This is a genomic window from Nocardia sp. NPDC019219 (assembly GCF_040632645.1).
GTDB classification, from domain to species: Bacteria; Actinomycetota; Actinomycetes; order Mycobacteriales; family Mycobacteriaceae; genus Nocardia; species Nocardia sputorum.
In genome coordinates this window covers 64,714-84,460 of record NZ_JBEYCG010000007.1, presented here as the reverse complement: position 1 = coordinate 84,460, position 19,747 = coordinate 64,714, and the positions used below count along the sequence as shown (strand labels likewise).

The 19,747-nt window shown below is 66.5% G+C and carries 16 protein-coding genes; 8 read left to right on the top strand and 8 right to left on the bottom strand.

What is annotated here, in order from left to right; translation table 11 throughout:
• The first annotated feature begins 97 nt into the window (after positions 1 to 97).
• Both ABZ552_RS15525 and ABZ552_RS15520 read left to right on the top strand, forming a co-directional pair.
• Entirely contained in the window at positions 98 to 1,426 is a 1,329-nt protein-coding gene (locus tag ABZ552_RS15525) for an MFS transporter (protein WP_357437790.1), read from the top strand.
• Positions 1,423 to 2,634 carry a cytochrome P450 gene (locus tag ABZ552_RS15520; RefSeq protein ID WP_281879624.1) on the top strand — a complete coding sequence of 404 codons (1,212 nt, stop codon included), beginning with the start codon at positions 1,423 to 1,425 and terminating at the stop codon, positions 2,632 to 2,634. Before ABZ552_RS15525 ends, ABZ552_RS15520 begins: the two co-directional genes overlap by 4 nt.
• Here ABZ552_RS15520 and ABZ552_RS15515 read toward each other — a convergent pair.
• Complete coding sequence (locus ABZ552_RS15515; RefSeq protein WP_281879626.1) at positions 2,624 to 2,968, bottom strand: helix-turn-helix transcriptional regulator; 345 nt, start codon at positions 2,966 to 2,968, stop codon at positions 2,624 to 2,626. The genes ABZ552_RS15520 and ABZ552_RS15515 overlap by 11 nt on opposite strands.
• A 265-nt stretch (positions 2,969 to 3,233) precedes the next feature.
• Positions 3,234 to 3,785, bottom strand: a complete 552-nt coding sequence (locus ABZ552_RS15510) for a dihydrofolate reductase family protein (RefSeq protein WP_281879627.1) — start codon at positions 3,783 to 3,785, stop codon at positions 3,234 to 3,236.
• Between the two features lie 201 nt (positions 3,786 to 3,986).
• Between ABZ552_RS15510 and ABZ552_RS15505 the strand changes: the two genes are divergently transcribed.
• Positions 3,987 to 4,676: a triacylglycerol lipase gene (locus ABZ552_RS15505; RefSeq protein ID WP_357437785.1), complete on the top strand. Its 690-nt coding sequence runs from the start codon at positions 3,987 to 3,989 to the stop codon at positions 4,674 to 4,676.
• A 72-nt stretch (positions 4,677 to 4,748) separates the two neighbouring features.
• On the opposite strand, the gene ABZ552_RS15500 is transcribed toward ABZ552_RS15505, so the two are convergent.
• Positions 4,749 to 6,026: a serine hydrolase gene (locus ABZ552_RS15500; RefSeq protein WP_357437782.1), complete on the bottom strand. Its 1,278-nt coding sequence runs from the start codon at positions 6,024 to 6,026 to the stop codon at positions 4,749 to 4,751.
• 514 nt (positions 6,027 to 6,540) lie between these two features.
• Here ABZ552_RS15500 and ABZ552_RS15495 point away from each other — a divergent pair.
• The gene (locus tag ABZ552_RS15495; protein WP_357437779.1) at positions 6,541 to 8,889 is read left to right on the top strand and encodes a serine/threonine-protein kinase; all 2,349 of its coding nucleotides are present in this window, start codon (positions 6,541 to 6,543) and stop codon (positions 8,887 to 8,889) included.
• Between the two features lie 197 nt (positions 8,890 to 9,086).
• Here ABZ552_RS15495 and ABZ552_RS15490 read toward each other — a convergent pair whose 3' ends face one another.
• The 4 genes from ABZ552_RS15490 to ABZ552_RS15475 all read right to left on the bottom strand — a co-directional run bounded on the left by ABZ552_RS15490 (position 9,087) and on the right by ABZ552_RS15475 (position 13,375).
• The gene (locus tag ABZ552_RS15490; RefSeq protein WP_357437776.1) at positions 9,087 to 10,598 is read right to left on the bottom strand and encodes a hypothetical protein; all 1,512 of its coding nucleotides are present in this window, start codon (positions 10,596 to 10,598) and stop codon (positions 9,087 to 9,089) included.
• Positions 10,599 to 10,948: 350 nt separating this feature from the next.
• Positions 10,949 to 11,632 (bottom strand): hypothetical protein, encoded by a 684-nt coding sequence (locus ABZ552_RS15485; RefSeq protein ID WP_281879633.1) that lies wholly within the window; start codon positions 11,630 to 11,632, stop codon positions 10,949 to 10,951.
• A 329-nt stretch (positions 11,633 to 11,961) separates the two neighbouring features.
• The gene (locus ABZ552_RS15480; RefSeq protein ID WP_281879634.1) at positions 11,962 to 12,645 is read right to left on the bottom strand and encodes a hypothetical protein; all 684 of its coding nucleotides are present in this window, start codon (positions 12,643 to 12,645) and stop codon (positions 11,962 to 11,964) included.
• 433 nt (positions 12,646 to 13,078) lie between these two features.
• The gene (locus ABZ552_RS15475; RefSeq protein ID WP_281918156.1) at positions 13,079 to 13,375 is read right to left on the bottom strand and encodes a DUF1330 domain-containing protein; all 297 of its coding nucleotides are present in this window, start codon (positions 13,373 to 13,375) and stop codon (positions 13,079 to 13,081) included.
• Positions 13,376 to 13,563: 188 nt separating this feature from the next.
• Between ABZ552_RS15475 and ABZ552_RS15470 the strand changes: the two genes are divergently transcribed.
• From ABZ552_RS15470 to ABZ552_RS15460, 3 genes are all read left to right on the top strand, one after another.
• Positions 13,564 to 14,466 carry a LysR family transcriptional regulator gene (locus ABZ552_RS15470; protein ID WP_281879637.1) on the top strand — a complete coding sequence of 301 codons (903 nt, stop codon included), beginning with the start codon at positions 13,564 to 13,566 and terminating at the stop codon, positions 14,464 to 14,466.
• Between the two features lie 197 nt (positions 14,467 to 14,663).
• Complete coding sequence (locus ABZ552_RS15465) at positions 14,664 to 15,257, top strand: ABC transporter ATP-binding protein (RefSeq protein WP_281880928.1); 594 nt, start codon at positions 14,664 to 14,666, stop codon at positions 15,255 to 15,257.
• The gene (locus tag ABZ552_RS15460) at positions 15,218 to 16,069 is read left to right on the top strand and encodes a hypothetical protein (protein WP_357437770.1); all 852 of its coding nucleotides are present in this window, start codon (positions 15,218 to 15,220) and stop codon (positions 16,067 to 16,069) included. Before ABZ552_RS15465 ends, ABZ552_RS15460 begins: the two co-directional genes overlap by 40 nt.
• Before the next feature lie 71 nt (positions 16,070 to 16,140).
• Here the strand turns inward: ABZ552_RS15460 and ABZ552_RS15455 are convergent, their stop codons facing one another.
• Entirely contained in the window at positions 16,141 to 18,249 is a 2,109-nt protein-coding gene (locus tag ABZ552_RS15455) for a polyprenyl synthetase family protein (RefSeq protein ID WP_357437767.1), read from the bottom strand.
• Positions 18,250 to 18,648: 399 nt separating this feature from the next.
• Between ABZ552_RS15455 and ABZ552_RS15450 the strand changes: the two genes are divergently transcribed.
• Positions 18,649 to 19,746: a YihY/virulence factor BrkB family protein gene (locus ABZ552_RS15450; RefSeq protein WP_357437764.1), complete on the top strand. Its 1,098-nt coding sequence runs from the start codon at positions 18,649 to 18,651 to the stop codon at positions 19,744 to 19,746.
• The last annotated feature ends 1 nt before the right edge of the window (position 19,747 follow it).

The following is a 19,747-nucleotide window of genomic DNA, read 5'->3' as shown; positions in this document are numbered from 1 at the left end:
CTAATATCATAATACCTATTAGTTCGGTGGTACCTCGCGCATTCCGAAGTCCTCCCGCCGTGCCGAGCCCACCCGACCATCGCCCCAGGGGGTATCCATGTCGACCGTCACCACCGAAACCGAAACTCGCGGCGCGCCACCCAGCGGCGCGACACTGCCCGTGGTGCTCGCCGCCCAGTTCGTCACGCCGATGGCCATCGCGGGCACCGCCATCGCGCTTCCGCTCATCTCGCAGGACCTCGGATCGAATCCCGCCGCGCTGCAATGGGTCGTGAACGGATTCAATGTCGCCTTCGCGCTCACCACGCTGCTGTGGGGTGCGGTCAGCGACCGCATCGGACATCGGCGCACCTTCGGGATCGGTACCGCGCTCGTCGTCGCGGGGAGTGTCGGCAGCGTCGCCGCACCGAACCTGTTCGTCCTGGACCTGGCGCGCGTCGTCGCGGGCATCGGCGCCGCGGCCATCCTGACCGGCGCCACCGCGCTGCTGTCGGCGGCTTACGAGGGGGCTCGCCGGACCAAGGCGTTCGCCGTCTTCGGCACCGTGAACGGGCTCGGCCTCGCGCTCGGCCCCACCATCTCCGGAATTCTGATCTCACTGCTGGACTGGCGGGGCGTCTTCCTGGTGCACGCGGTGATCCTCGCGGCCGCCGGTGTCGGCACACGGGTGCTGCCCGCCGTGAAACCCGCTGTGGCCGAACACGGTCCGATCCTCGATCTCGGCCTGCTGCGCAACCGGGAGTTCCTGGCCATGTGCCTGGTCCCGGTCGCCGGATCGATCGGCTTCGTCACCCTGCTGACCTACCTGCCCTCGGCGTTGAGCGGCATCACCGACCTCTCGGCGGGCGCCTCCGGACTGCTCATGCTCGCGATGACCATTCCGGTCTTCGTCGCGCCGGTGGCCGTCGGACAGCTCGTCACCCGCTTCCCGTCGCTGACCGTCGGTCGGGTGGTCTACCTCGCGCTGGGCGCCGCGATCCTCGGCAACGCCGGTGTGCTCGCGCTGTCCCCGGATCGTTCGGTGGCCTGGATCGTCGTGCCGATGGTGTTGCTCGGCCTGGGTTTCGGCCTGCCCATCGGTCTCGTCGACGGTCACGCGCTCTCCGTGGTGCCCGCCGAACGCGGCGGCACCGCCGCGGGCCTGCTGAACTTCTTCCGCATCGGCAGCGAAGCGCTGTTCGTGGCCGGATACGCCATCGTGCTGTCCACGGTCGTCGGCACCCGGCTCAGCGGAAAGGCCGCCGACGACACCGCCGCGGGCCAGTTCGGCCATCCCGACGTCTACCGCTCCGCCTTCACGATCACTGTCGGCGTCCTCATCGCCCTGCTCGTGGTGCTCACCATCCTCATCGTCGCGGTGCGCGGCAACACACGAGCCACCGAGAACCGGGACATCGGTTCCAGTCCAGAAGGAGTCACCTCATGACCCACGCACTCGACGCGGTCCGGGTCGATCTCGACGGTATCGCCAATATCGCGCCGCCGCTCATGATCGAACCGCTACCGCAGCGTTCCACCGGCGGCTTACCGCAGGTGAAACTGCCCAGCGGCCACACCGCCGTGCACGTGACCGCCTACCGCGACGTGCACGCGGTGCTGACCGACCTCAGCTTCGCGCGCGCCGAAACCAACGTCGAGGACGGGCCGAGCTTCCTGCCGACCATCATGCCGACGGAAATGCTGCTCAACCTCGACCACCCCGATCACGGGCGGCTCAAGGGCTTCGTGGCCTCCGCCTACAGTGCCGCCACCATGGCCCGGCGAGTGCCCGCGGTGCACCGGGTACTCGACGACGCGCTCGCCGAACTGCGCGCACAGCACGAGCGCGGATCGGCCGATCTCGTTCGCGCCCTGCTGGATCCGGTCACCATCGGCGTCAACGTCGACTACCTCGGCATACCGACTGCCGATCTCGCCTATTTCCGGCACCTGTCGCGGGAGATGCAGCTCGGCGACGACAGCGACGTGGACAAACTGCTGGCCGATTTCTGGACCCTGTACCACTACATCGAGGATCTCGTCGCCCGGCGGCGGGAGCTGCGGCCCGGCCTGATCCTCGACCTGCTCGCGGCGCGCGATTCCGTGTCCCCGCCGGTCACCGACGGGGAGTACGCGGCGATCCTGCTCGGCTCACTGGTCGGCGGGGACCAGAACATCCTGTCGGTGATCGCCAAGATCGCCTATGTGGCCCTCGCCAGGCCGGAGCTGTGGCAATACCTGGTGGACAATCCGGACGCCATCCCCGCCGCGGTGGAGGAGTTCCTGCGGTTGCTGCCGCTGGGACGGATCTCGACCTTCCCGCGCGTCACCACCCGTGCGCTCACGCTGTCGCAGGGGACGCTGTATCCCGGCGACATCGTCTACGCCGACGCGCATTCGGCCAACCGTGATCCCGAGGTGTACCCGGACCCGGCGGTGATCGACCCGGCCCGTAACGGCAAGCGGCACCTGCAATTCGGTTACGGCATGCACCACTGCATGGGTGCGGCCATGGCGCGCATGGAGATCACCGAGGTGCTGCGCAGGCTCGTCACCGAGCTGCCGACGCTCCGGCTCGCCGTGCCCGAGGACCGGATCCCTTGGGAGACCGGCATTCTCGTCCACCGGCCGACATCACTGCCGGTCACGTGGTAGCCGGCGCGGCCGGATGACGACCCCTGTCGGCGTCGAGAATCGCCGCCAGCAGGCCGGGAAACACTTTTTCCATGTCCTCGCGTCGCAGGCTCGTCATCCGGCCGTTGCCGACGTCGCGCTGCCAGATCAACCCTGCCTTGCGCAGCACCCGGAAATGATGGGTGCGCGTCGACGGCGCCCACGGCATCCCGAACACACTGCAGAACTGCTCGGTCCCCTCCGGCTCCGCGTACAGTTGCGCGATCACACTGCGCCGATTGTCATCGGCGAGCGCGGCCAGCACCGCGGAGAGATCGAACTCCCCGATATCGGGATGCCCATCCGCATCGGCCACGACCCACTCCTCTCCACCACATCATCCCGCGAGCGATTGCCGAAGGTATGAAGTCCATAGTACCTATGGGGCGGGTTTCAGACCTGGCGGGCTGAGCCCTCCGGCCACGCCACGGTGGCCGGTTTCCCGTGTTCGGCGGCGACCCCCGCCGGGAGCATCGTGCGGACTCACCTGCACGCCACAATCCGCATCGGCCTACAGACCACTGACCCGTCCGGTCGGCAAGCCTGCGTTGCGCAGCGGATGCCGAGCCAACGGGCGGATCTCAGTCGGCGAGATAGCGCAGCATCACCGCGGTGTCGAAGTGCCTTGTCTCGGCCAACCGGAGCTGGACGCGCTTGTCCAGCGATGGGAAGACCGGTGTGCCGCCGCCGAGTACCACGGGCAAGAAGAACAGCTGGTACTCGTCGATGAGCCCGTGTGGCATCAGCGAGGCCGCGAGGCTCGCACCACCCACCTCCATGACGCCATCGCCTCCGGCCTTGAGCCTGCGGACCTCCTCGACCGCGTTTTCGCTGATCAGCGTGCTGTTCCAGTGGACCTCGGTGAGCGTCCGGGAGAAGACGACCTTCGGCTTGTCCGTCCAGAGCCTGCCGAACTCACGCTCGATGCGCGGCGCGTCCTCGGGCACGTGCGGCCAGTACTCGGCCATCAGCTCGTACAGGCGACGGCCGTGCAGCGAGACCTCGATCTCGCGGTAGCGGTCGTTGTGGAACTGGTGCAACTCCTCGTCCGGGTTGGTCCAGTCGATGCCGCCGTCGCGGTCGTTGATGTAGCCGTCCAGGGACACGCTGAATCCGTAGATCAGTTTCCTCATGATCGAGTAGACCTCCTACGCGGTCGAAACTCATCGGCGATCAACGGACAGGCGCGTCGGCGCTGTTCCTCCCGCGATGCCGGCGAGACATCATGAACCCGGGGGCGAATTGAAATCTTCAGCTTTCACAATGCTCGGATGGGCGGTCGAGGCGCTACCTTCTGTCTGCTCGCAGTGCTGCGAGCAGATCGGAGTCAACGCATGCACATCACATCGATCACGCGCCTTCTCGGGATGGCCGCAATCACCCTGGTCGCGACGGCTACCGCCACACTCGGTATCGCCACGCCACAGGCGGCTGCGGCGCCGGCGCGAGATCCCATCCTTTTCGTTCACGGATGGCGGGGATCGGCGTCGGACTGGAATTACATGTGGGGCCGATTCCTGGACGCCGGGTACTCCGCGGAGCAGATGGCGCGATTCAGCTACGATTCCACCCGGTCGAACAAGGACATTGCGCTGGAGGTGAAAGCGCAGGTCGATGCGCTGCGCGCGAAAACCGGTGCCGCCAAAGTCGATATCGTCACCCACTCGATGGGCGGCCTCAACAGTCGCTGGTACCTGAAGAACTTGGATGGCCTGAACTCCGTCGACGACTGGGTCTCCATCGGCGGCCCCAATCACGGCACCGACGCCGCCAACGGATGCCTCGACGCATCCTGCGAGGAGATGCGGCTCGGCTCGGCCTTCCTCGCGGAGCTCAACAGCACCGACGAAACCCCCGGCCGGGTGAATTACGGCACCTGGTGGTCACCGTGCGACGAGATCATCAACCCCGATGACAGCACCATTCTCAGCGGTGCCACCAACACCCAGACGCAGTGCATCGGCCATGTCGCGCTGCTGTCGTCGTCGACGGTTTTCGAGGGCGTGCGCGACTTCGTGAAGTAGTCGGCCGAACTCGAGCCCGGCGGCGCCCAGGACGGAACCGCCGGGCAGCGGGATGACATCGACCGTGTGCTGCTACCGGATCCCAGGGGTCGTCGGATGCGGGCCTACGCAGCCGAGGATGAAGCAGCCCGGCGGCCAGTTCGCGAACGGCGCGGACATGGGCTTGCCCAGGCAGGACAGCGGGTTGCAGCCCGGATAGGCCATCGGGCCGATACCGAGTGCGGCGAGGGTGGCGTCCGGATTCGAGATCATCGGATCGGACAGTTGGACATCCGATTGCTGTTCGTAGGGTGCCGCGGCGGGTAGGCGGGGTTCCCGGAAGGCGGCGCCGACCGCACGCAGGACATCGTGCGGGAAGCTCAACGCGCTTCCCGGGACCGTGACACCGGTCCAGCTGACCATCAATCCGAGGCTGGGCACGACGAAATTGTCCTGGCGCATCATTCCCGACATCTGCATCGCATCCGGCGGCAGACCGGGGAAGTAGTTGGCGCAGTCCGGCCCGTTCACCACGAACAGGAAGCCGTAGCACGGGTTCGTCGGGGTAGGCCGGCCGGCCTGCGCGAGATAATCGGCCGAAATGATCCGATGACCGCCCCACTGGCCGCGGTTGGTGAGCAGCAGGCCGAGCTTGGCGAAATCGTCCGGTGGCAGGAGGAGATGCGCGTAGCCGTAGGTGTTTCCGCTGCGGTCACGTCCCCAGAAGTAGTCGGTCGGCGGAATACCCAACGGATCGAACAGTTTTCGCTGCGCGTACGCCTGGAAGTCCTCGTCGACCGCACGCTGGATGACGTAGGCGAGCAGATCGACAGCGCGCTGACTGTAGCGCCACTCGGTGCCCTGCTGCTGATCGATCGGCATAGCCAACGCCTGCGCGACCACATTCGGGTCGATTTGCGCCAACCCGGTGATGCCCTCGGAGGCCACCGCGACCCGCATGCCGCTGGATTCGGTGAGCAGATTCCGTACCGTGATCGCGCGATGTCCGGCATCACCGAGTTCGGGCGGCAGATAGGCGCCGATCGGATCATCGAGCCGCAGCCGCTGCTCGTCCACCGCGATCCCGGCGACCATCGAAACCACGCTCTTGGTGCTGCTCCACAGATTCCATGGCACACCGGCGGCCCGCGCGTTGTTCGGGCCGGTCGCGATCAGGCAATTGTTCCGGAATATCTGCAGCGTCGTGCGCGTCGAATCCGCCGCGAGAGCCACCGCCTCGCGCAGCGCCGCCGAATCGAGTCCGACCTCCTCCGGCGTCGCCGTCTCGGGCACCCGTCCACTGCTGACCGCACAGTGCCTCAGCCCGTCCGGCGCGGCCTGCGCCATCACCGGTGCACCAACCCCCAACATCGACGTGGCCACCGTAATAGCCGCCACCGCAACGCTTCTCATACCCAGACCCACGCCCGGCCTCCGCTCTCGACGAACTCCACCAGGCACATCGCCCCCGCCCCAACCCCGGTTACCATCTCGGCTGCCCCCACTTGTGGGGGGCGGAGGTCCGCACGTGCACCTTCGCCGGACGCGTGGAAGTAATCCGTTGCGTTGCCGGCCGTACCTGACTGGATCGCGGATCCGGTCCAACCAGCGGACGCGGTCGGATCTGCTAGAGCGGATGTGGGAAAGCGGATGAATCCGTTCGTGGCACGATCACACCGCTCCGGCGCGCTTCGGGACAGTCACTGTTGAAGACCTGCTGGCCGCTCCAGTTCCGGAGCTGTGCGGTCACAAGCCGGGCAATCTCGCAAATGGCAGGGACTTGGTTGGAGGACATACGGCCCGCGTTGATCGCTCACAGAGTTGCCGATGTGGGCGGGATGGGCTGTGATCAATCTCGACGTTTCGTTTGGGGAGGTATCGCACGTTGGCCGCATTGGAACCGGGGTCGGTGTTCGCCGGATACACCATCGAACGCCTGCTCGGTGCCGGGGGGATGGGAGAGGTGTACGTCGCCCGGCATCCCCGGCTGCCCCGCTCCGACGCGGTGAAGGTGCTCGCCGCGCAGTTCACCGGCGACGAATCGTACCGGCGCCGCTTCGAGCGCGAGGCCGATCTCGCCGCGTCGCTGTCGCATCCCGGCATCGTCAGCGTCCACGACCGCGGGGAATTCGACGGGCGGTTGTGGATCGCGCTGGAGCTGATCGACGGGACCGATCTGTCGGCATTGCTCACCGCCGCGCCGGGCGGATTGCCCACAGCCGATGTGGTGCGGGCGGTCACGGAGGTCGCCCGTGCGCTCGATTACGCGGGTGCTCGCGGGCTGGTCCATCGGGACGTGAAACCCGCGAACATCCTGCTCGCCGGGACCGGTCACTACCTGCTGACCGACTTCGGGATCGCCCGCATGGGCCCGGGGACCTCCGATCTCACCGGAACCGGCCTGACCCTCGGCACGGTTGCCTACGCCTCGCCGGAACAGATGCAGGGGCTTCCGGTCGATCCGCGATCCGATCAGTATTCGCTGGCCGCTACCGCCTTTCATCTGCTCACCGGTGCTCAGCCGTTCACCGGCACCAGCCCGGTCGCGGTGATCATGGCGCATGCGCAGCAGCCGGTTCCCAGTGTGCGCGAGCGGCGGCCCGATCTAGCGCCGCAGGTCGATTCGGTGCTCGCACGGGCAATGGCGAAAACTCCGGAGCATCGCTTCGCCACCACCGAGGAATTCGCGGCCGCCCTCGGCCGTGCAGGCGCGGTCTCCGTACCGCACCCGCGTTGGCCGGCCGCTCCTGCCGACCGTTACGCGGCCACAGTCGTCAACCCGGCCCCGGCCGGCCGCAGTCCGCATCACCCGCCCCCGGCATCACCGGGTCTTGGTGCGCCCCGGCAGGGGTCAACCGGTCGGCGGGGATCTCTGCTCATCGGTGCGCTGGTTGCCGCGGTGGCGCTGGTCGTGGCGGGAGTGCTCGGTATCCGAGGGTTTCAGCACGACGGCGGCGCGGAAGAAGCCGCGCAGCTGCCCCGCCGGCCTGTGACGCCCATACTTCCGTCACTGGAGAAACGACCGGATACTCCGATCTGGACGCTGGGGGATATTCCGGGTACTCCCGCGGGCCAGCCGAGTGGCCCGTCGGCGCTGGGCGGCGATTCGGAGGTCGTCCTCTTCGGCCGCACCGTCTATCCGGACCGCGGGGACGCACTCGAATATCTCGAGATCATCGATGCGAACACCGGTCGGCCCTGGGCCGGCACCCAACCCGTCGTGATTGATTCGACGGGTGACCTGAGTGCCGAGCGCTGTGTCGTCAGCGAAACTCACACGGGGGCAGCCTGCCACCTCAACGGCCGTAACTCCGACACGCTGCTAGTGGTCGATTTCGCGACGAGCCGAATCACCGGCACAGTGGCTGCCGCGGGCGATATCTCCGGCCTGACCGCCGCAGGTGAGCGTTTCGTTTTCGTGGACAGGCAGAGCTACGGTGCGCCCCCGGCACTGCGGTCGATCGGTGTGGACGGCCGGGAACTTCCCATGATCGGCTGGCCCGCGGCGAGATCGTCGGCCAATACGCGGCATTCGATAGATATCTTCGGATTGGTCCGGCTGGCCGTGGTCAGGTCCGCACCGGACCCGGCGCAACCGCTGTCCAAGTGGGAATTGAAGGTGATCCGGCTCGAGGACGGAAAAGAAGTGTTCCGGCGGGACTCCGTCGAGGAGATCGCGGACGACGAATGGAACGTCTTCATCGACGGATTCGTCGTCGGCGGCGGTGCGGCACCGTACGGGATCTACGACCGCAACGGCACGGAGACCGCGCAACTGCCGAGGGGTTGGCGGCCGAGTCGGCATCCGACGATGTCGGGGCCAGGGCCGGCCGAGACCTCGGTACCGACCGCGATCCAGGTCGACGGCGACAAGACGACCTACGCGGGAATCAGTCCGCGCACCGGGGCCGTGCTGTGGAAGCAGCAGTCCTTCAGCGCCGGCGACAGCGACGATCCACTCCTCTTGCGCGGTATCGGAAATCTGATCCTCACCTCGAAATCGGGCCGCCTGGTGGACGCGTATACCGGCGACTACGTGATCCCCGGCTACGTGCCGGAAGGCACCGAACTCGGCACCGACGGCAGCCGGATTGCCGTCGCCACCGACACCGCGGGTCCGGGATATTCACTGGAAGTATGGAACGATAGGAACTCGGTGTGGGAGATAACCAGCAAGTCCGCACCGGTATCGGTCGGCGGCAAGATCTACGTCGGAAACCTGCGGCTCTTCTGAATCAGCGCTGCACGTTTACTGCGGCCGGCCCAGTTCTGCCGCGCATCCGCGACGGAGAACATGGGCACCCATGCTCGACGTGTCAGTGTCCAGAGCTCGGTCTATCCCTGCGCTACCCGACAACGGCGCGAACAGCGTCAGGATGAAGTGGTTTCCCCAACCTGACGCTGTTCTGCCGGCCTTGGCTGGAGATCGGGCTACGGGCGAGTCACCTCGGTGGCCTGAAGGTTGCGCAGGGCGCCGTCCCCGGCCTCGTGCTGGGAGGGGTAGAGCAGTTGCACGGCCACGGTGAGGGGTGTGCCGGGCTCGATGGTGTGGGTGTCATCCGGCGTGGCGATAACGACCGACCCGCTGGTGCCGTCCTCGATCACGCGGTACCACTGGCTCTGCTGAGGATTGATGCGGGTTCGCGGCGGAACGTCGAAACGGATTTCCCACCACACCACCCGCTGCTCATGGGCGGCCAGAGTGAGATCGTAGCTGATGACCCATCCGGTCGCGTCCTCGGGCCAGGTCTGGGGCCACTGCCCGACGATCACGGGGGAGACGGTGACGGGAGGCCGATCGACCTCGGTGGTGACCGAGCCGGAGTGCCGTTCGGCGGTGTTGGCGCGTGAGGGCGAGGTGATGAGGCTGGTGCAGGTGAGTCGGCCCTCGAATCGGGGGTCGATGGTGCCGGTCAGGGTGATGGTCGCCTTGCTGCCCTTGGGCAGGTCGATCGGCATGTGCAAGCCGTCGCGAACCGAGCCGGTGCCGCAGACGGCTCCATTCTCGGCCTGGCAGCTCAGTTCCAGATCGGTCAGCTCTGTCGGGACAGTGGCGTCGAGCACGGCGTCGGGGGCGTCGTTTGGGCCGAGGTTCTGCACGCCGATGGTGTAGGTGATCCGGTGTCCCGATTGCGCGGTCTGCGGGCCGCTGATCTCCAGGGGCATTTCCGCGGGCAGGGTCACCTTCAGGTTCTTGATCCGGTGGTGGGCGGTCGCGGCGCCGGTCCCGGCGGCGAAGCCCAGTTTGAAGGTCTCGGGCACACGCGGTTGACCGTCGGCGCCGGCGAGATCGAAGTTGTCGATCAGCAGGGTGCCGTTCGGGTTGGTCTTGTCGGCATGACGAACGGTCAGCCGCCCGCCGATGACGGAGACCTGAATGTGGGCGCCGCGCTCCCACTCCGCGCGGAATCCGCCCGGCACCGCAACGCCGGTGAGCCAGCCGAACCCCTCCCGCAGATTGCCGGCTCCACGCACCCCCAAGGTCTTGGGCCGTTGCGCACCGCCTCCGGTGCCGGCCAATGGTGTGGCGAAGTTGCCGTAGTTGTCGAAGCCGACGCCGACGAATCCGGCGGTGACTCCCGGCGCGACGATCTGCCCGGAATCGGACTTGGTGACGGAGTAGCCGAGGGCGGCGCCGAGACCGCCGGGCTGGGTGGTGTGCGCGCCGTCGATCAGATAGACGCTGAAGCCGTCGCCGAGGTTGGCTGCTCCCTCGCAGGAATAGTCGAAGTCGATGGTGACCCCGAGGGTGGAGGAGAACGCCTGATCGAGGAACGCCGTCCCCGCCTGGGAGTTGGCGTTGGGGGTGAGTTCCAGGCTGCCGTCGTGCAGCCGTGCGCTGCCCAGCAGTTGCCAGTGCGGGTTGGTCACGGTGTCGTGGGTGAACGATTCGACGATCGGGAACTGGGCCTGCTGGATGGTGACCGGTGCATACGTCGTCATTGTCAGATCCTCCTCGAGGCCGGACGTGCATGAGATGAGCGATTACGCCACGCAGATCGACTCCGCCGCGTATCCGGCGAAGCCCCGGTCCACAGATGCGGCTCCTGGCCGGACACCCCAGGGCCACAAAGTCGACTGTAGGAACATCCGAATGCGACCGATTCACCTCTTTCGAGTGAACCCGTGCAGCCGCCTACGCTCCGACTTCACGGCGCGACGCCAATCCTCGCCGAGCGCATCGGGCGATTCGCACCGGCTGCCAGATTCACGGCGCCACCCTGGACGGTTCACTCCGAAGGCAGCGCCGCATTCGCCGCCGCGGTCACCAGCGGCCGCGACGCCACTGGTGGTTACTTCTTCCGCAGTCCATCCAGGGCCTGCTTGGCCTGATTTCTGGCGATGGCGCCGAGTTCGTCCGGATTCACCGGCGGCTCGCCGTGCTGGCGCAGGATGGGGATTCGCACTCGCACCGAGACGTTGCTGTCCTGCACGCCGACGAGGTAGTCCATTCCAGTGGTGTAGCTGAATTCCGATACCGAGGTGTGCCAGTAACCCTGGGCACCGATTCCGGTCAACTCGCCGGATCCCGACCCCGACCCCGGGGTGGTGTCCTGGCGTTTCCAATCGTCGTAGGCGGGAGCTGCTCCGGCCGTTGTGAACTCGACGCGAAGGTCGATGCCCGCTTGATTCCAGTGCACGCCGTCGCCGGCGAGGCTCTTGTAGCTGAATTGGCAGGACAGACGGCCCGGGTCGTCGGCGCTCGGCGGGGTCTCGTGGTGGAAGGGCGGCCGGTCCGGTATGGACGACCACTTGTGCAACGGGGCGGGATCGACCAGATCGCACGCATCGGCGATCCCGTTCATCGAATAGATGCCCGGCGCCGGTTCCGGGCGTGGAGTAACCGTGGCGGTCGACGATGTCGCCGGTGCGCCGGCGGACGCCTCGACAGCGGCGGACCGACTGCCACTGTCGCCGTCGGCGATGATGATGCCGATCATCACACCAGCGCCCAGCATGGCCACCAACGCGATCACACCAGCGGCGAACAGGACTGGCTTACGGTGATCGTCAGACGCGGACGCACCCTGCGATGCCACCGGCTGCGGCTGATACCCCTGGCCGATTCGGCCGAACCCTGTGTCGGACCGGGTCCAGTCCCCTTCCGAGGAAGATGGTCGCGGCGAAGTGTGCTCGAAGCCGCCCGGGGTCGAGTTGTCGGGTGCGTGCTGTGGGTCTGTCATCTCTTGCAGCCCTTCGATTCTCGACGTGCTTCCCGTCGGCCCTCCGCTTCGCGCCGATCGTACTTTCCCCCTTGCCGAGTTACCACCGACCGGCCTCGTCGGTCTGTTCGAGTCGACGGCTGCTAATTCTGTCGCAGTCCGGCCAGCACCTTGCGGGTTTGGGATCTGGCGACCGAATCGAGTTCGTCTCTGTCGACTACGGGTGCGTCCTTCTCGCGGGAGAGGTCGATCTCCACCCGCACCGCGACCCCGCCGTCCCACACGCACATCACGTACATCGCGTCCACGATGCCACCGAAGTTGTCGGCTTCGAACTGCCAATATCCTCGAGTGCCGATTCCGGTGAATTCCCCGGACGTCACCACGGAACCGTCGGCGGCGAGGTCGGCGGCGCTGCGTTTCCAATGGTCGTACTTTCGCGAAGCCGAACCGTCCATGACGTCGGCGCGGACCCGGACCGTCGCGGTATTCATGGGAAAGGCATCACCGGCGGAATTGCCGTAGTGGACAGCGCAACTCAGCGTGCCGAAGTCGCCGGATGACGACGTCTCCTCATGGTCGGGAGCGATGCGCGGCGCTGAGGCCCACCTGGTCAACGGGGTGAGATCGACAAGGTCGCAGGCATCGGTGATCGCCCTCACCGAATAAGTCACCGGTCCCGGCGGCGCGCTGGTCGATGTGCCCGCGGAGACGCTGTCGCTGTGTCGATCACGCACGACGAAACCGATCACCACCCCGATCGCCAGCATCATCACGCCGAGCCCGACAAGACCGGCGACGATGAACCCGGGCTTGCGGCGACCCAACTGCCGCGTCGGATCGGCTGGTGGGAGAGGTTGTCGCGGCGGCCAGTGCCCGCCACCGGGCGGCTGGTGCCCGGCGAAGGGGTGACCGGAGGGCGGAGACGACATAGGAGAGTAGTCCCCCGAATCCGGTACCGGCCGGCCATGTGTCGGAGAATCCGGTGGCCGTGTCGCAGAAGCGGCGTCCACCGCCCGCACCTGATCACCGGATTCGTGCGCAGCACCGCTCATGCCTGTAGCCCCTCCGGCCCTGGACGGATCCCCATCACGTCATCGAGTCGCCCCTGATCGTAGCTGTTGCGTCGAATGCCGGGAGGTCGGCGAAGGTGATCGCGCGGAACCGCCGCTGCTCGTCAGTAGCTCTTTGGTGCGGGTGGACGACCATGACGGTGTGCGTATCAGGTGACGGTTGCTCAGCGATGGCTGGGCCCGCCGGTCAGTCGATGCCTTCGATGATGCGGAAGTCGCGCTCGACGCCGTCGGGAAGGGCCGCCAGCGCCTTCTGGTATGCCTCGCTCTCGTATGCCGCGACGGCCTGTTCAAAGCTGTCGAACTCGATCAGAACGACGCGTTGCGTGATTCCGGCCTCGTGGGCGACGACTCGACTACCGACATGGGACAGGAGGCGCCCGCCCCCAGCCTGGACAGCCGGACGGGCCAGCTTGTTGTAGGCAGTCAGCCTCTCAGGGTCGGAAATGGCGGGGTAGACACTGACCCAGTAGCCCTTAGCCATGGAAACCTCCTGTGTTCGGCCGGACACGTCCGACTTCGAATCGACACTCGGATCGATCGATCCCGGCGACGGGTACTGCGGTCAGTTGAATCGTCATATGCGCAGGTTAGGGCTTGATGTGCGGTCGAGGGAAAGATCGGTACGCGCTAGACTCAGAACGGATCGTTATCAATCGACAGGGAGGACACGTGGCGCCGGATACGGTGAGCCTGCGGTACTTCCTGGTGCTGGCGCAGGAGTTGAACTTCACCCGCGCCGCCGCACGGATCGGTATCGCACAGCCCGCACTCAGCGCCCGGATGCGCCGGTTGGAGGCAGAACTAGGTACTGCCCTGCTGGTTCGCAACACGCGTAGCGTGGTATTGACCACGGCCGGTGCGGCTTTGGCGGAGTCCGCGCCGCCCGCGCTGGCGGCGCTGGACCGGGCATGGGACACCGCCCGGAGCGCGGGGGCCGGTGAACTGGGCACGCTGCGCATCGGATACAGCCTCAGCGCGGGAGCCGGGACGGCGCCGGCCCTGGTGGACAGGCTCATTCGCAGCAGCCCGGGACTCGAGGTCGGCGCGGTCCCGATGGCGACACCGGAGATCTCTCCCGCGGTCGCCGACGGCCGCATTGATGTGGGGATCACCCGCGGTGAACAGCCGGGTCGTGGCGTGCGCCGGTTCCTGCTGCGGCGTATGCGCGTCGGAGTCCAGCTGGCGCAGCACCATCCGCTGGCCGAACACCCGGAGATCGAGATCGCCGACGCGGCCGCGTATCCGCTGCGACTGCCCGACCGTGCGGCCAACCCCGTGGTCCACGATCAGCTGTCCGCACTGTTCCGCGACATCCGACCACGCCCCCGATTCCACACGCCCGCAGTTTCTTTCGACATGTCTCAGCGCGACCTACGCGACGGGCTCACCCTCGCCCCGGCCGGAGAAGCCGCGGTCACGACACAACCGGCCGGTCTCACCTGGCGACCGCTGCGGGGCGCGCCCAGCCTGACGATCCACCTGGTCCTCCCACGTGAGCAGTCGCCGCTACACCGCCGCATCCGTGCCGTCGCCAAAACCCTCGCGCACGAGCTGCACTGGCTGCCGGACTGACGCGCGAGAGGTCAAGCGAGACGGACGCCTGCGGTGGCGAGGGCCGAAGACCTGCGGACTTCGCGGTGATAACGGGTGTTGTGGTGTGGGCGGAGACCACGTGCGGACTCGTGAATTGGCCTTTCCGGCACGGTGTTTCGTGAGTTGCGGGTAATATTCGAGCGTTGGTGGGGTGACTACATCGGCGGGCGGTGTTGATGGAAGTAGAGGGCGTCCACCACTCATACGGCAGGCGGTCGGTGCTGCGTGGCGTGGATTTCGCCCTACCGCCGAGGATGGTGGCGGGCGTCGTCGGCGAGAACGGGACGGGCAAGTCGACACTGTTGAAGGTTCTCTCGGGAGAGCTGCGACCGGATCGGGGCGTGGTCCGCCATCGGGGGCGGTTCGGGTACTGCCCGCAGCGGGTCGTCTTGAACGACGCGTTCACAGTTCGTCAGCACTTGAATCTCTTCGCCGCGGCTTATTCGGTACCGGACCTGCGGCGAGCCGAGCAGACCATGGAGATTCTGCGTTTCTCCGAGTACGCCGATGAGCGGGTCGCGACGTTGAGCGGCGGTACCCGGCAGAAGCTCAACCTGACGCTGGCGGTGATGCACAACCCGCAGGTTCTGCTTCTCGACGAGCCGTACCAGGGCTTCGACTGGGAAACGTATCTGCGTTTCTGGGATCTGGTCGAGCAGTTCCGTGACTCCGGCGGCTCGGTTCTGGTCGTGTCGCATCTGGCCTACGACACCGATCGACTGGATCAGGTGTGGCGATTGCACGACGGCGTCCTAGGAGGCAGGGAGTGATGGATCGAACGAACGAGAACGTGCGGCTGTTCGTGATAGCCACGCGCTACGGTCTGGTCGAGCATGCTCGTAACCGGTTCGCCTTGCTTCTGGTCGCTGTCTTCATCCCCGTGTTCGTCACACTGGCGGGCCTGATCATCACCGATACGCAGGTACCGTTCCGGCTCCGCGACACCGGTGTGGTCCTGCAGGCCAAAGGCAATGAACTGGCGCAGATTTCGGGTGCCCTGACCGCCGTCTGCCTGATCGTCGGGTTCATGATGTTCGCGGCGACCTTCAGCAGCGGGGCGTTCGATCGGCGTCTGTGTATGGCCGGGTATCCCCGGGTCGCGCTGGGTCTGGCGAAGGTCGCTTGCCTGGCGCTGGCTGCGATGGTGGTCAGCGTCTACGCCACCGTGGCGATCTGCTTGTCTTGGTCGCCGCACCAGCCGATCGTGCTGGCCGTGGCGCTGTTCTGCGACGCGATGACCTACGGGGCGCTGGGTGTCGTGTTCGGCACGCTGCTGCGCCGAGAGGTGGAGGGCATGTTCGCGATCGCGATGATCAGCTGCTTCGACATGGTCGTGCAGAACCCCGTGGCGAGTATCGGCGCGGACAGTGATGTCGTGCGGTGGCTGCCTTCCTACGGCGCCATGCAGGCTTCGACCGCGGCCGGTTTCTCCGACGCCACACTGTTCACGGGATTCGTTGTGCAGCTGGGCTGGTTCACCGCGAGCGTCCTGGTCGGGCTGGTCGCTTTTCATCTGCGCACCCGTTCGGCTCTCGACGCCACGACACCGATCGGCCTTCCAGGACAACCGGCGAAGCAATGACCGGTATCCCGCACGGCGCAACCATCTGATGCACCGTGCGGGAGCACCCGCGTCGCCGGGCAGTGCCGGGCTTACACTCCGGTACGCGCCGGGTCGGGGGCCGGGTAGTAGTAGAGCTGACGACGCAGGCGTTCCAAGTCCGGAGTACCGGAGGACGTGGTCGGCGTGTACCGATCGGCCTGATGTAGCCGCAACGCCAGGTCCTTACCGTTCTCGAAGATCGCCAGGTACTCTCTCCGTCGGCCGGACAGACCTGGGATCATGCGGAGCAGCGGCGGGATATAGCGGATGATCGCGTCGATCTGAGTACGCTTCTCGGCCACCTGGTGTCGCACCTGCTCGACGGCTTCGTCACGACTGCATCCGGTCTCGTGGCAGATCGCGCGAACCAGGTTGTAGGGAGTGTTGTCGGCCTCGTCCTGGTCCAGTCCCGCCAGATCGTTCTCTGCCGCGGTCACCGCGAAGAGCAGTTCCTCGAAACGGCGGAACACCGGGTGGCGACGCAGCGTCGACGGCAGTTCGAGGTCGTAGTACACCTCCATGCAGGCGAGGAAGATGTCGGCCCCGAAGGTCGATTTCCGCAGCGGCAGGTAATCGGCTGTGGTGGGGATGTAGCCGTCGATGCGATGGTGCGCTTCGCGTTCGCAGGCTTCGAACCAGTCTTCTACGCTGTCGAGAAACCGCTCCTGCCAGCCGATGGTGCGGCCCTCGCGCAAGCGCGGCCATACGCTGGCCCACGCAGTCGCGATCGCGCCGGAACGCGGAGCCTGCGGGTCCTGGCGCAGCATGGCCACCAGTCCCCGCCGCAGCGCGGTGACAGCTTCGCGATCCCTCCAGCGGGGATCCTCGAACATGTCATCCCACACCACGGCCAGTGCTGCCATTCCGACGAAAGCCTGTTCCCGGGGCGTGTCCATCGCCGCCGCGACACGCATCGGAAAGCGGAACGCCCCTGCCCACCGGTGGTGACGATCGAACTCCTCCGCAGAGGCGATCAATCCGGTGTCGGCCATCCAATTTCGCAGCCAGCTCATGACAGATGGTGGGAACACCGCACCGTCGGCCTGCGGCTGCGTCGACTGCTCGGCGACAGCAGCACCTGGCGTTCTGCGGTCGAGTATGGATCGGGCATAGGCGATCATCTCGTGGCGGGCGCGAGGGTCGACGGCCACGGCGGCCAGCCGACCGGCGGCCTCGTCCATGAATTCGTCGGCCAGCGCGTGCGCCTCGGTCACGGCGCCGGAGGCGAGGACGAGTTCCCGGGCACGGGCAGCTTCCTCGGCGGTCATCGCTCTGTGGAGCAGACGGGTGAGATTCCGGTCGACGGCAGCCGCGCGGATCACGGGCAATGTGTAGATGCCCTCAGGCAGGTCCGCGTTGACGGGTTTGCCCATTTCTCCGGCGGTCGAGGTCAGGTCGAGGATGTCGTCATACAGCTGGTAGGCCAGTCCGAAGTGTCGACCGAACGATGCCAGCGCCTCTTCGTCATCCTCGGGCCGCCCCGCCTGCATGGCGCCGACACGGCATGCCAGCGACAGGATCGCCGCGGTCTTGCCGTCGATCGAGTCCAGGTATGCCTGTTCGCTGCGGGATGCCGCGTACTGATCCGCCGCCTCGATCACCATGCCGGCGCACATCTGCTCGCCGGCGATGGTCGCCGCGAGAACTTCGCGCAGGCCGAGTTCGGCGAGCAAGCGCGTGGCCGATGTCGTTATACAATCACCGGCCAATACCGCCATATGCGAACCCCAGACGGCGTTGGCGCTGGGGCGACCCCGACGCTGGTAAGCATGATCGATGACGTCGTCGTGGTACAGCGATCCCAGGTGCAGCAACTCGACCGCGGCAGCGGCACGCACGGCACGGTCATCGGCCGGTGCTGACGGATCGGTGAGCAGATAGTACGACAACAAGGTCAAAGTGGGACGAACCAGACGGCGGGTGCTCTCCGAACCCTCGTCGGTGAGCGCGGTCAGTTCGGGCCTGCCCTCGAATCGGACGGGGCCGAGGACATCTCGGACGCGGTCGAGGTCGGCATCCAAATGCGGGAAGACGGCAGAATCGATTTCACTGGGCACGTGCGCGCTCCTGACTGGGGTACATCGCTCATCCACAACACCACCACGCATGAGCATTTCATCATTTTTGCGCGAAAAATGTTGTGAGAACGGCGATTTCAATTATCTATCAGCTCGATAGATGGGCCGGAGGCCCGCGGTAACGGCGGCTCTGTAGCCCGCCACCGCGCAGGGTTCAGCGTGGGCGCACCATGTGCCGCGGAAGTGCCTGCACATTGACCGGTCGGTCGTCGACCCGACGCCGAGACCCTGCGGCGCTGGTTGCTCGACCTCGGCGATTGCCGTCCCGCCGCCTCCTGGCGAATCCTGGTTGTCTGCCGTACCACGGTTGCGCTGAGCGGAAGGAGCTGGGAGGCAGCTGTGCGACGCGTGCCGAACCCGCCCGTGGAAACCCGGGCCGAGCGGTTTCGGCAACGCCGCTTCGGGCACTACTCGTTCGACGCGGGAGTTGCGGCGCCCGGCGTGGAAATCGAGACGGACGTGTCTGAGCGAGGCAAGCCCATGACGACAGAGCGCGGTGAAGGAAACCGGCACGAGGACCAGCGAGCCGACCTGGCGAATACCCACGATCACCTCGGGCCGCCGATCGGTGCGACCGATACCGGAGCCCGGCCGGATCTGGACTCCGACGAGCCCGACAGCCCGGCCGACCTGTCGAAATCCTCCCTTCTCGCGGTGGTCAAGCGTGCGAGCAAAGAGTTCCAGCGCGACAACCTCACCGATCTGGCCGCCGCCCTCACCTATTACGCGGTGTTGTCGATCGTGCCCGGCCTGATCGTCATGGTCTCCCTGCTCGGCCTGCTCGGCCCGACCGCCACCGACGAACTCGTCGACCAGGCCCAGCAGATCGCGCCCGGTTCCAGCGCGGATTTCGTGCGCACCCTCGTCGACCAAGCCCAGGCCAACAAACACGGCGCGGGCTGGGGCGCGATCCTCGGCCTCGCCGTCGCGCTGTGGTCCGCGTCGGGGTACGTGGCGGCCTTCATGCGCGCCTCCAATGTCGTCTACGGCATCGGCGAGGGCAGGCCGATCTGGAAGACCACACCCATCCGGCTCGGCGTCACGATCGTCGCGGTGATCCTGCTCGTCGTCAGCGCCGCCATCGTGGTGGCGAGCGGGCCGGTCGCCCAGCAGATCGGCGACCTCCTCGGCCTGGGCGCCACCACGGTGACCATCTGGAACATCGCCAAATGGCCGGTGCTGTTCGTCCTGGTGTCGGTGCTGCTGGCGATCTTGTTCTGGGCCAGCCCGAACGCCCGCCAAGGCGGCATCAAGTGGATCAGCCCCGGCGGGGTGATCGCCGTCCTCATCTGGCTGGTCATCTCGGTACTGTTCGCCGTCTACATCGCCAACTTCTCCTCATACGACAAGACTTACGGCTCGCTTGCCGGGGTGGTGATCTTTCTGGTGTGGCTGTGGCTGACCAATATCGCGCTGCTGCTCGGAGCGGAGATCAACGCCGAACTCGACCACGGCAAAGCCATCGCCGAGGGGCTTCCCGAAGAACTGCAGCCCTTCGCCGTCCCGCGCGACACCCGCAAGCTCGACGACGCGGACAAAGAAGCGGTCCGAGCCGCCGAATCCGCCCGGCGGGAATGAC

Coding starts and splice junctions, on each gene's coding strand:
- ABZ552_RS15505 (WP_357437785.1), top strand. CDS start 3,987: ATGCACATCACATCGATCACGCGCCTTCTCGGGATGGCCGCAATCACC.
- ABZ552_RS15520 (WP_281879624.1), top strand. CDS start 1,423: ATGACCCACGCACTCGACGCGGTCCGGGTCGATCTCGACGGTATCGCC.
- ABZ552_RS15490 (WP_357437776.1), bottom strand. CDS start 10,598: ATGACGACGTATGCACCGGTCACCATCCAGCAGGCCCAGTTCCCGATC.
- ABZ552_RS15510 (WP_281879627.1), bottom strand. CDS start 3,785: ATGAGGAAACTGATCTACGGATTCAGCGTGTCCCTGGACGGCTACATC.
- ABZ552_RS15465 (WP_281880928.1), top strand. CDS start 14,664: ATGGAAGTAGAGGGCGTCCACCACTCATACGGCAGGCGGTCGGTGCTG.
- ABZ552_RS15500 (WP_357437782.1), bottom strand. CDS start 6,026: ATGTTGGGGGTTGGTGCACCGGTGATGGCGCAGGCCGCGCCGGACGGG.
- ABZ552_RS15450 (WP_357437764.1), top strand. CDS start 18,649: ATGACGACAGAGCGCGGTGAAGGAAACCGGCACGAGGACCAGCGAGCC.
- ABZ552_RS15525 (WP_357437790.1), top strand. CDS start 98: ATGTCGACCGTCACCACCGAAACCGAAACTCGCGGCGCGCCACCCAGC.
- ABZ552_RS15475 (WP_281918156.1), bottom strand. CDS start 13,375: ATGGCTAAGGGCTACTGGGTCAGTGTCTACCCCGCCATTTCCGACCCT.